Origin of the sequence: Streptomyces prasinopilosus, from assembly GCF_001419695.1 — a bacterium.
Taxonomy (GTDB): domain Bacteria; phylum Actinomycetota; class Actinomycetes; order Streptomycetales; family Streptomycetaceae; genus Streptomyces; species Streptomyces prasinopilosus.
Window position 1 is genome coordinate 1 of sequence record NZ_LIRG01000404.1, and the last position, 10,540, is coordinate 10,540.

At 74.1% G+C, this 10,540-nt stretch carries 10 protein-coding genes; 2 read left to right on the forward strand and 8 right to left on the reverse strand.

Features of this window, described 5'->3' with window-relative positions:
• The 3 genes from AOK18_RS17600 to pdhA all read right to left on the reverse strand — a co-directional run.
• Positions 1-519, reverse strand: a 519-nt coding sequence (locus AOK18_RS17600; RefSeq protein ID WP_338119123.1) for a biotin/lipoyl-containing protein, incomplete at its 3' end; no start/stop codon positions are given.
• The gene (locus AOK18_RS17605; protein WP_055573154.1) at positions 519-1,523 is read right to left on the reverse strand and encodes an alpha-ketoacid dehydrogenase subunit beta; all 1,005 of its coding nucleotides are present in this window, start codon (positions 1,521-1,523) and stop codon (positions 519-521) included. The genes AOK18_RS17605 and AOK18_RS17600, both read right to left, overlap by 1 nt.
• A complete protein-coding gene (gene pdhA, locus AOK18_RS17610; RefSeq protein WP_055573155.1) occupies positions 1,520-2,692 on the reverse strand; it encodes a pyruvate dehydrogenase (acetyl-transferring) E1 component subunit alpha in 1,173 nt (390 codons plus the stop codon). Before pdhA ends, AOK18_RS17605 begins: the two co-directional genes overlap by 4 nt.
• Positions 2,693-2,894: 202 nt before the next feature.
• Here pdhA and AOK18_RS17615 point away from each other — a divergent pair, with 202 nt between their 5' ends.
• Positions 2,895-3,416: an Lrp/AsnC family transcriptional regulator gene (locus AOK18_RS17615; protein ID WP_420865619.1), complete on the forward strand. Its 522-nt coding sequence runs from the start codon at positions 2,895-2,897 to the stop codon at positions 3,414-3,416.
• A gap of 96 nt (positions 3,417-3,512) precedes the next feature.
• Here AOK18_RS17615 and AOK18_RS17620 read toward each other — a convergent pair whose 3' ends face one another.
• Both AOK18_RS17620 and AOK18_RS17625 read right to left on the reverse strand, forming a co-directional pair.
• Positions 3,513-4,103, reverse strand: coding sequence for a TetR/AcrR family transcriptional regulator (locus AOK18_RS17620; protein ID WP_055573157.1), 591 nt, complete (start codon positions 4,101-4,103; stop codon positions 3,513-3,515).
• On the reverse strand, positions 4,100-5,614 hold the full coding sequence (locus AOK18_RS17625) for a 3-hydroxyacyl-CoA dehydrogenase (protein ID WP_055695001.1): 1,515 nt from the start codon (positions 5,612-5,614) through the stop codon (positions 4,100-4,102). Before AOK18_RS17625 ends, AOK18_RS17620 begins: the two co-directional genes overlap by 4 nt.
• Positions 5,615-5,859: 245 nt before the next feature.
• Between AOK18_RS17625 and paaN the strand changes: the two genes are divergently transcribed.
• Entirely contained in the window at positions 5,860-7,551 is a 1,692-nt protein-coding gene (gene paaN / locus AOK18_RS17630) for a phenylacetic acid degradation protein PaaN (protein ID WP_055695002.1), read from the forward strand.
• A gap of 22 nt (positions 7,552-7,573) precedes the next feature.
• Here the strand turns inward: paaN and AOK18_RS17635 are convergent, their stop codons facing one another.
• The 3 genes from AOK18_RS17635 to AOK18_RS17645 form a co-directional block, all read right to left on the reverse strand.
• Positions 7,574-8,428, reverse strand: coding sequence for a TrmH family RNA methyltransferase (locus AOK18_RS17635; RefSeq protein ID WP_079105066.1), 855 nt, complete (start codon positions 8,426-8,428; stop codon positions 7,574-7,576).
• 10 nt (positions 8,429-8,438) lie between these two features.
• Entirely contained in the window at positions 8,439-9,884 is a 1,446-nt protein-coding gene (locus tag AOK18_RS17640; protein WP_107100358.1) for an HTTM domain-containing protein, read from the reverse strand.
• A partial coding sequence (locus AOK18_RS17645) for a DUF5819 family protein (RefSeq protein WP_055695004.1) occupies positions 9,881-10,540 on the reverse strand: 660 nt, incomplete at its 5' end. The genes AOK18_RS17645 and AOK18_RS17640, both read right to left, overlap by 4 nt.

Here is a 10,540-nt window from a genome sequence, read left to right on the forward strand (position 1 = left end):
ACGGCCCGGGGCGGCGGACGCCCGGCCGGCGGAGGCGGCGGGCCGGCCGTTCGCCGCGGGCGGGACGGGTACGGGGGGCGTCGCCGGCGCGCCCGGCACCGGCTGCCCCGGCCGGACCCGGCGACGCCGGGCCGGCGCCGCCGAGGTGCCGTAACCGACCAGCACGTTGCCGGAACCCTCCGCGCGGGGGTCCCGCGCGGGCGCGTCCTCCGCACGCGAGCCGTCGGCCGCGGAACGCCGCTCCCCCTCCGCAGGGCCGTCCCCGTCGGCCGGGCCGTCCACCGCGACCGTGATCAGCGGGGCGCCCACCGGCACCTCGGCCCCCTCCTCGCCGAAGCGGGCGGTGACCACGCCCCCGTAGGGGCAGGGCACGTCCACCATCGCCTTGGCCGTCTCCACCTCGACGACCGGCTGGTCGACGGCGACCACCTCGCCGACCTCGACGAGCCAGCGCACGATCTCCGCCCCGGTGAGCCCCTCACCGAGGTCGGGGAGCTTGAACTCCAGCACCTGTGCCATCAGCTTTCGGCCTCCCACTGCAGACGCCCCACGGCATCCAGGATCCGGTCGACGCCGGGCAGGTGGTGACGCTCCAGCATCGGCGGCGGATACGGAAGGTCGAACCCTGCCACACGCAGCACCGGTGCCTCCAGATGGTGGAAGCAGCGCTCCGTGACCCGGGCCGCGATCTCACCGCCGGGACCGCCGAAGCCGCCCGACTCGTGGACGACGACCGCGCGTCCCGTCCGCCGCACCGAGGCGCACACCGTCTCGTCGTCGAACGGCACCAGCGAACGCAGATCGACGACCTCCAGGTCCCACCCCTCGGCACGGGCCGCCTCGGCCGCCTCCATGCAGACGGGAACGGACGGCCCGTACGTGATGAGCGTGGCGCTCCGCCCGGAACGCCGCACCACCGCACGGCCCAGGGGTTCCACGGCCGTCGGCCGCTCCGGGTCCCAGGAGTCCTTCGACCAGTACAGGCGCTTGGGCTCGAGGAGGACGACCGGGTCGTCGGAGGCGATGGCGGCGCGCAGCAGCCCGTAGGCGTCCGGGACGGTCGCGGGCGTGACGACGTGGAGCCCCGGGGTCGCCATGTAGTACGCCTCGGAGGAGTCGCTGTGGTGCTCGACCCCGCCGATGCCGCCGCCGTAGGGGATGCGCAGGGTGAGCGGCAGGGGCATCCGGCCGCGCGTGCGGTTGCGCATCCGCGCGACGTGCGACACCAGCTGCTCGAACGCCGGGTAGGCGAACGCGTCGAACTGCATCTCCACGACCGGCCGCAGTCCGTACATCGCCATGCCGACGGCCGTCCCGAGGATGCCCGCCTCGGCCAGCGGGGTGTCCGTGCAGCGGTCCTCACCGAACTCCGCGGCGAGGCCGTCGGTGATGCGGAAGACCCCGCCGAGGGTGCCCACGTCCTCACCCATGACGTGCACGGACGGGTCCTCCGCCATCGCGTCGCGCAGCGCGCGGGTGAGCGCCTGCGCCATGGTGGCCGGTTTGGCGGCGACGGTGGTCATCGCTGCGTCCCTCCCGCTCCGGAGCCGGTCCCGGGCCCGGCCTCGCTCTCCGCTTCGGCCGCCAGTTCGGCGCGCAACTGCTCCCGCTGCTCCAGCAGCTGGGGGGTGGGCTCGGCGTAGACGTGGTCGAACAGGTCCATGGGGTCGAGCACCGGGTCCCGGTTCATGCGCGCCCGCAGGTCGGCGGCCATGGCCTCGGCGTCCCGGCGGACGGCGGCGGCACGGTCGTCGTCGAGCAGACCGCGCCGGGTCAGCTCCCGTTCGAGGAGCACGACGGGGTCGTGCCCCTTCCAGGTCTCCACCTCGGCGTCGCCCCGGTAGCGGGTCGCGTCGTCGGCGTTGGTGTGGGCCTCCACCCGGTAGGTGATCGCCTCGACCAGGGTCGGGCCGCCACCGGCGCGCGCGTGGCGCACGGCGTCGGCCAGGACCTCGTGCATCGCAGCCGCGTCGTTGCCGTCGACCAGGCGGCCGGGCATCCCGTAGCCGACGGCCTTGTGGGCCAGCGACGGGGCCGCGGTCTGCTTGGCGAGCGGGACGGAGATCGCGAAGCCGTTGTTCTGGACGAGGAAGACGACCGGTGCCCGCCACACGGCGGCGAAGTTCAGCGCCTCGTGGAAGTCGCCCTCACTGGTCCCGCCGTCACCGACCATGGCCAGCGCGACCACGTCGTCCCCCTTGAGGCGGGCGGCGTGCGCGAGCCCGACGGCGTGCGGCAGCTGGGTGGCGAGGGGCGTGCTCAGCGGCGCGACCCGGTGCTCGTGGGGGTCGTACCCGGTGTGCCAGTCGCCCCGCAGGAGGGTGAGGGTCTCGACGGGGTCCACCCCGCGGGCGACGACGGCGAGCGTGTCGCGGTAGCTCGGGAAGAGCCAGTCCCGCTCCTCGAGGACCAGCGCGGCGGCGATCTCGCAGGCCTCCTGCCCCGTGCTGGAGGGGTAGACCGCGAGACGGCCCTGCTTGGTGAGCGCGGTGGCCTGCGCGTTGTAGCGGCGGCCCTTCACCAGCTCCGCGTGCAGCCGGCGCAGCAGCTCCGGATCGGCCGCGTCGGCGCGCTCGGTGCCGAGCACCCGGTACGGCTCCGCGTCGGGCAGCAGCGGCGCGGGGTCGGTACGGGGCTGCCAGGCGGGCGGCGGGGTCGGCCGGTAAGCGCCCCGCTGCTCCATGACCGTCATGACGGCACCTCCTCGTGGGAGCGGATGGGTCCTGTCGTCGGACTCCCGTCGTCCGCCGGAAGGGCCGACAGGGCCCGGGAGGCGCGGCGTCTGTGACGCGCCTCACCAACCGATTGTTCGGTCGCCGATGCATTTTGGCTACGGGTGGCACCAGGCTGTGGACAAACGGTTGTCCACAGCCTGTGATGGACGCATTAAGTCCATGGCGGAGAGGCGGGACCGGGTGTCGTCTGAACAAATGGCCGGGAATCCGGAGGGGATCGGGCCGCTGCCGCCCGCGCGCCGCCTGGACGCCATAGACCAGGACATCCTGCGCATGCTCCAGGCGGACGGCCGCGCGTCCGTGCGGTCGGTCGCCGACCGGGTCCACGTCTCGCGCGCGAACGCCTACGCCCGGATCAACCGGCTCGTGGAGGACGGCGTCATCCGCGGGTTCGGCGCCCGCGTCGACCACGAACGGGCCGGCCACAGCACCTCGGCGTACATCACCCTGAAGATCGTCCAGAACACCTGGCGCACGGTCCGCGAGCAGCTCCGGCAGCTCCCCGGCGCCTCCCACATCGCCCTGGTGGGCGGTGACTTCGACGTGCTGCTCCTGGTGCACACCCCGGACAACCGCGCGTTGCGCGAGCTGGTGCTGACCCGCCTCCAGGCGATCCCCGAGGTGCTCAGCACGCGCACCCTGCTGGTGTTCGAGGAGGAGGACCTGGAACCGCAGGGGTGAACCGCCGGACGGGCCCGGGACGGCTCCCGGACACCTCCGGCGGCCCCCTCGGAGCCGTCCCGGCGAAGGGCCGTCCGGGGCCGTTCCCGGGCGGGGTCAGGACGCCTTGCGCAGCCCGCCGAAGGCCAGCTGGACCACCGCGTCCGTGACCTCGCGCTCGCTCATGCCGCGCCCGTCCGGCCGGTACCACTCGACGATCGAGTTGATCATCCCGAAGACCAGCCGGGTCACCAGGCGCACCTCGATGTCGCCGCGCACGTCCCCGTCCGCCGCCGCGGCCTTCAGCAGCTCCGCCACCCGGTGGTCGAACTCGCGCCGCCGCTCCAGCGCCCACCGCTCGGTGTCCGTGTTGCCGCGCACGCGCAGCAGCAGCGTCACGTACGGCAGTTCCGCGATCAGGACCTCGACCATGCGCCGCACGACGTGCTCCAGGCGCTCGGCGGCGCGCCCCGTGCGCGCGTGCTCCTCGTCGAGGATGCCGAAGAGCCCGTCCAGCGCCCGGCTCACCGCGCGCCGCAGCAGCTCCTCCTTGCCCGCCACGTGGTGGTATATCGACGACTTGGAGATGCCTGCGGCCCTGGAGAGGTGCTCCATGGAGGTGCCGTCGTAGCCGCGCTCGTTGAACACCCGGACGGCGACGGAGAGCAGGGACTCCGGGGTGTACGTGTCGCGCCTGGCGGTGGTCACGGGGTGTCCTCCCGCTTCTCGGTGGCGCACGCGTGCCGGTAGAGCGCGAGGGACGGCGCGTAGCGGCCGGACCGGTCGCGCTCGTGCAGGTCGTCGAGGAGGGAGCCGGCCCAGCCGCGGCCGAGGCGGCGGTTCCACTCGAAGGGTCCGAGGGGGTAGTTGACGCCCAGGCGCATCGCGGTGTCGACGTCCTGCTCGGTGGCCACCCCCTTGGCGACGGCGTCGTACGCCAGGTCGATGATCCGCGCCACCGTGCGCGCGACGATCATGCCGGGGACGTCCCCGATGACGCTGACCTTCTTCCCGAGCGCCTGGAACAGTCCGGTGGCCTCGGCGACGGTCCGCGTCGGGGTGTCCTGGGAGTGGGACAGGGCGACGCGGGTGGCCGCGCGGTAGTCCGGCGAGAGGTCGAAGTAGACGACGTCGCGGTACTCCACGGAGGTCTGGCCGTCGGCGAGCGCCAGCTGGCCGCCGCCGGGCAGCACCAGGCGGGTGCCGTGGTCCTCGTCCTCCGCGCGGACCTCGATCCCGGCCTCGCGGATCAGGTCGAGCAGGTCCGAGGCGGGCCCCAGGTCCCCTTCGGCGACCACGTACGCGGGCGGGTCGGCCCGCCCCGCGGTGTGCGGCTCGGGGCGCTCGGCGCCGTCCCGGTAGTCGTACCAGCCCCGGCCGCTCTTGCGGCCGAGGCGGCCGGACTCGACCAGCCGGCGCTGGGCCAGGGACGGCGTGAAGCGCACGTCCCGGAAGAAGGACCGCCACACCGATTGGGTGACGGACTCGTTGACGTCCTGCCCGATGAGGTCGGTCAGCTCGAAGGCGCCCATGCGGAAGCCGCCGCACTCGCGCAGCACCGCGTCGACGGTGGCCGGGTCGGCCCCCTGGGACTCGTACACCGCGAAGGCCTCGGCGTAGAAGGGCCGGGCGATGCGGTTGACGATGAAGCCGGGGGTGTCGGCGCAGGCGACCGGCGTCTTGCCCCAGGCGCGGGCCGTCTCGTACGCGCGGGTGGCGCAGGTGACGTCGGTGGCGAAGCCGGAGACGACCTCGACGAGCGGCAGCAGCGGTGCCGGGTTGAAGAAGTGCAGGCCCACGAAGCGCTCGGGAACGCGCAGGGCACCGCCGATGGCGGTGACCGACAGGGAGGACGTGTTGGTGGCGAGCAGGCAGTCGTCGGAGACGACGTCCTCCAGCGCGCAAAACAGCTCCTGCTTGACGTCCAGGCGCTCCAGGACGGCCTCGACGACCAGGGCGCAGTCGGCGAGTGCGGCGAGGTCGTCGGCGGGCAGCAGGCGGGCGCGGGCCGCGTCCCGGTCGGCGGCGGTGAGCCGCTCCTTCGCCACGAGCCGGTCGAGCCGGGCCGCGATCGTCCCGGCCGCTTCCCGGGCCCGGCCGGGGACGGCGTCGTACAACCGCACGGGAAGGCCCGCGACCAGGGCGACCTGGGCGATGCCCTGGCCCATGGTGCCGGTGCCGACGACGGCCACGGGACTGCTGAGGGCGAGTGCTGTCATGTGCGCGATCCTCCCGCACTGGCTTGTCCACAGATGCGGCGGACCCCCTTGTCCCGACCGATCGTTCGGTTACTCTAACTCCGAGCGCCCGACTTCCGACATCCCCTGCCCCCGACGTCCTCCCCTCCGGCGCCTCCGCGGCCCCGCCGTCCGGCACCGCCGGATCCCGGTGTCCCGCATCCCGCATCCCGCATCCCGCCCCAGGCTTTGCCCGGTTCCCGAACTCGACGAGGAGTTGGTCCCCGATGGCCGCCGAACTCACCGCGCAGCAGCTGACCGCCCAGCACCGGCCCACCCTGGACCGGGCCCTGGAAGCGATCCGCACGCGCGCGTACTGGTCCCCCCACCCCGAGCACCCCAAGGCCTACGGGGAGAACGGCAGCCTGGACCTCGCCGCGGGCAAGGCCGCCTTCGACGCGCTGCTCGGCACCCGCCTCGACCTCGGCCAGCCGGGCACGGACGGCTGGGTGGACGGCGAGACCTCCCCGTACGGCGTCGAGCTGGGCGTGAGCTACCCGCACGCGGACCCCGACGTGCTGCTGCCCGCCATGAAGGCCGGGATGCGCGCCTGGCGCGACGCGGGCGCCGAGATCCGCGCGCTGGTCTGCCTGGAGACCCTCAAGCGGATCGGCGACCGGACGCTCGAGTTCGCCCACGCGGTCATGCACACCTCCGGCCAGGCGTTCATGATGGCGTTCCAGGCCGGCGGCCCGCACGCGCAGGACCGCGGCCTGGAGGCGGTGGCGTACGCGTACGCCGAACAGACGCGCACCCCCGGCACCGCGGAGTGGACCAAGCCGCAGGGCAAGCGCGAGCCGCTGGCGCTGACCAAGCGGTTCACCCCGGTCCCGCGCGGCATCGGCCTGGTCGTCGGCTGCAACACCTTCCCGACGTGGAACGGCTACCCGGGCCTGTTCGCCTCCCTCGCCACCGGCAACGCGGTCCTGGTCAAGCCGCACCCCCGCGCGGTGCTGCCGCTCGCACTCACCGTGCAGGTCGCGCGCCGGGTGCTCACCGAGGCCGGCTTCGACCCGAACCTGGTGGCGCTGGCCGCCGAGAGGCCCGGCGAGGGCATCGCCGGGACCCTGGCCACCCGTCCGGAGATCCGGATCGTCGACTACACCGGCTCCACGGAGTTCGGCGACTGGCTGGAGGCCAACGCCCGCCAGGCACAGGTGTACACGGAGAAGGCCGGCGTCAACACGGTGATCGTGGAATCGGTCGGCGACTACCGGGGGATGCTGGCCAACCTGGCGTTCTCCCTGTCGCTCTACAGCGGCCAGATGTGCACCGCCCCGCAGAACCTGCTGATCCCCCGCGACGGCGTCACCACCGACCAGGGCCACAAGTCCTTCGACGAGGTCGTCGCCGACCTGGCGGGGGCGGTCGACGGCCTGCTCGGCGACGACACGCGCGCGGTCGGCCTGCTCGGCGCGCTCGTCAACCCCGGCGTCAAGGACCGCCTGGAGGCCGCCGCCGACCTCGGCGAGGTCGCCCTCGCCTCCCGCCGGATCACCCACCCGGAATTCCCGGACGCGGTGGTCCGTACCCCGGTGATCGTGAAGCTGGACGGTGCGAAGCCGGACGACGAGGCCGCCTGCATGAGCGAGTGCTTCGGCCCGGTCTCCTTCGCCGTCGCCGTCGACTCCGCCTCGGACGCGGCGGACCTGCTGCGGCGCACCGTCCGGGAGAAGGGCGCGATGACCGTCGGCGCGTACACGACCTCCCCGGAGTTCGAGGAGGAGGTGCGGGAGGTCTGCCTGGAGGAGGCCGCCCAGCTCTCCCTCAACCTCACCGGCGGGGTGTACGTCAACCAGACGGCCGCCTTCTCCGACTTCCACGGCTCCGGCGGCAACCCGGCGGCCAACGCGGCCCTCACCGACGCCGCGTTCGTGGCCAACCGCTTCCGGGTGGTCGAGGTGCGCCGGGAGGCGTAGGAACGGCCCGCGCGGGGGGCGCTCAGGCGGGGGCGCCCCCGGTGGTGCTCCAGTGGTACAGCGTCATGGCCACACTGGTCGCGAGGTTGTAGCTGGAGACCTGGGGACGCATCGGCAGCGCCACCAGGTGGTCGGCCCGCGCGCGCAGTTCGGACGAGAGCCCGCTGCGCTCCGAGCCGAAGGCGAGCAGCGCGTCGTCCGGCAGTTCCAGCGCGCGGATGTCCTCGCCCTCCGGATCGAGCGCGAACACCGGGCCGGCGGGGAGTTCGCCGACGGACAGCCGTTCCACGGCGGTCGCGAAGTGCAGCCCGGCCCCGCCGCGCACCACCGTGGGGTGCCAGGGGTCGAGGGTGCCGGTGGTGACGACCCCGGTCGCCCCGAAACCGGCGGCCAGCCGGATCACGGCGCCCGCGTTGCCCAGGTTGCGCGGCTGGTCCAGGACCACCACGGGCGCGGTGCGCGGGGTGCGCGCCAGCCGGGCCAGGTTGGCCGCGCGGGAGGGCCGTACGGCGAGGGCGGCGACGGCGGTGGGGTGCGGGCGCGGGACGAGCGAGGCGTACGTCGCGTACGGCACCTCGGCCAGCAGCGCCGCCAGGGCCTCCCGGACGTCCGGGGCCAGCTCGTCCGCGAGGGCGAGCGCGGCGGCCCGGTCCGCGGTCACCGCCACCTCGACCTCGGCCCCGAAGCGCACGGCGTGCTTGAGGGCGTGGAAGCCGTCGAGCAGAACCGCGCCGCCGCTGTGCCGGTGCCAGCGGGTCACGGGGGCGGCGTCCCGGTCGGGGGGCCTGGGTGCCACGGGGACGGTGCCGTCGGGGGCGGCGTCGCGGTCGGGAGCGGTGTCGCGGTCGGGAGCTGTGTCGCGGTCGGGGGCGGCCATGACGTGCAGCCTACGGGCGCGTGCCGGGTGCCTTCCCGGGCGCGGGCACGGCCGGCCCCCTACCACCCGGCTCCTCCCGGTCCTCCAGATCCTCCCTGCGCTCCCGGTCCCCGCGGTCCTCCCTGCGCTCCCGGTCCCCGCGGTCCTCCCGGCCCTCGCGGTCCCGGCGGTCCGCGTGACCCGGCCGGTCCGCGTGGTCCGGGCCATTCACGTGACCCGGCCGAGCCGCGTGGTCCACCGGCTCTCCCGGGCTCCCGGTCCTGGGGGCGGGCACCGGCGCACCCTCCGCGCGCGTGCGGGACGGCAGGACGCGGAGCGTCCGGGTGCGCACTCCCGCACCGGCGCGCCCGAAGGCGCCGCCCAGGCGGCGCAGGAACGACGTCGGCAGGAAGACCGCGTCGGCCGCGATCATCGCCAGGGAGAAGAAGGGCAGCCCCAGGACGACGGCGATCACCGCGTGCTCGATGATCATGAGTGTCAGGAGCACGTTCTTGACCCGCCGGTTGAACAGGGTGAACGGGAAGGCGACCTGGACGGCGACCGTCCCGTAGGTCACCAGCATCACCAGGGTGCCGCTGGCGGTCAGCAGGTCGCCGAGGGCCGGCCAGGGGGAGAAGTACTCCAGGTGCAGCGGGTAGTGCACCGCGGTGCCGTCCTGCCAGCGGGAGCCCTGGACCTTGTACCAGCCGGCCGTGGCGTAGATCAGACAGGCCTCGGCCATGATCACCAGCAGGGCGCCGTTGTGCACGATGTGGGCGACGACGTCCAGCAGGCCGCGCGGCTGCGGGGTCCTCGCGCAGCGTCCCACCAGCCACCACAGCGCCTGCGCCAGCCAGACGGTCCACAGCAGCGCCGGGACGAACCGGTCGCCGTCCATCCGGCCGGCCAGGGTCGCCAGGAGCAGCAGGAGGCCCAGCACCCCCCACAGGGCGGGGCCCGTCCGGTCCCGCGGCAGCTCCCCGCGCGCCCGCGCCCCGTCCGCGCGCCGGGCGCGCCTCGCGTCCAGGGACCACACCTGGCCGCAGCGCGTGAACACGAGGTAGACCGACATCAGATGCAGGACGTTGTCGCCGCCGTCGCCCATGAAGACGCTGCGGTTCTGCAACGACAGCACGCCCACCATGAACAGCACCGACATGGTGCGGGTGCGCCAGCCCAGCAGCAGCAGGACGCTCCACACCACCGAGAGCAGGTAGAGGGCCTCGAACCAGGCCTGGCCGTCCGACCAGAGCAGCGCCGTGAAGGCGCCGTTGGACCCGACGAGCTGATCGGCGAGGTCCCAGTCCCACGGGCCGTCGGGCCCGTACAGCTCCTGGCGGTGGGGGAACTCGCGCAGCAGGAACAGCAGCCAGGTCGCGCTGAAGCCGATCCGGATCACCGCGGTCTGATGGGGACCGAGGGCGGAGTCGGTGACCCGCGCGACGGCGCCGGAGACCTTGAGCAGGAGGCCGTTCACCCGATGCCTCCCCGGGCCTCGTCCCGCGGCACCGGCCACCAGGGCAGCGTGCGGTACACCGGCTTCGTGGAGACCTCCTCCCCGCTCCACTCCGGCGGCGGCACGTCGGCCGTGCGGGAGCGGACCTGGATCCGGTCGACGACGCCGCCCGGCCCGGCCGCGTCCGACCGGTCGAGACGCATCACCATGATCCGGCGCAGGTACGTCTCGGCCAGCGTGCCGCGCATCCCCACCGGCCGGTCCTCGCCGTCGTGCGTGGCGACGAAGAAGTCCCAGGCGCGGCGCAGCTCGTTCTGCTGGGTGTGGCTGGGCAGGGGGTTGCCGTCGATGGCCCGGCCGTCCTCGGCGGACAGGTCGTACCAACCGGTGGTCCGCGCTCCCCCGTCCGGCGTCAGGACCTCGGCACGGACCTGCACGGAGATGTTCTGCTGCAGGGGGTTCGGCGCGAACAGCTTCCAGTTCTGCTCGAACTCGGGGTAGATCCAGTCCTCGATCGTCCCGGCGTGCTTCTTGGAGACCGTGTTCGCGGGCGCGACGTGGAGGAACGTCATGCCCAGGTGGGCGCAGACGACGACGGCGACGGCCGCGAGCGCCACGGCGGCGGCGATCCGGTACGGGAGGGAGAGGGCGGCCACGCCGGTGCGGGGCTCAGGGGG

Coding starts and splice junctions, on each gene's coding strand:
- AOK18_RS17625 (WP_055695001.1), bottom strand. CDS start 5,614: ATGACAGCACTCGCCCTCAGCAGTCCCGTGGCCGTCGTCGGCACCGGC.
- pdhA (WP_055573155.1), bottom strand. CDS start 2,692: ATGACGGTCATGGAGCAGCGGGGCGCTTACCGGCCGACCCCGCCGCCC.
- AOK18_RS17635 (WP_079105066.1), bottom strand. CDS start 8,428: ATGGCCGCCCCCGACCGCGACACAGCTCCCGACCGCGACACCGCTCCC.
- paaN (WP_055695002.1), top strand. CDS start 5,860: ATGGCCGCCGAACTCACCGCGCAGCAGCTGACCGCCCAGCACCGGCCC.
- AOK18_RS17615 (WP_420865619.1), top strand. CDS start 2,895: ATGGCGGAGAGGCGGGACCGGGTGTCGTCTGAACAAATGGCCGGGAAT.
- AOK18_RS17605 (WP_055573154.1), bottom strand. CDS start 1,523: ATGACCACCGTCGCCGCCAAACCGGCCACCATGGCGCAGGCGCTCACC.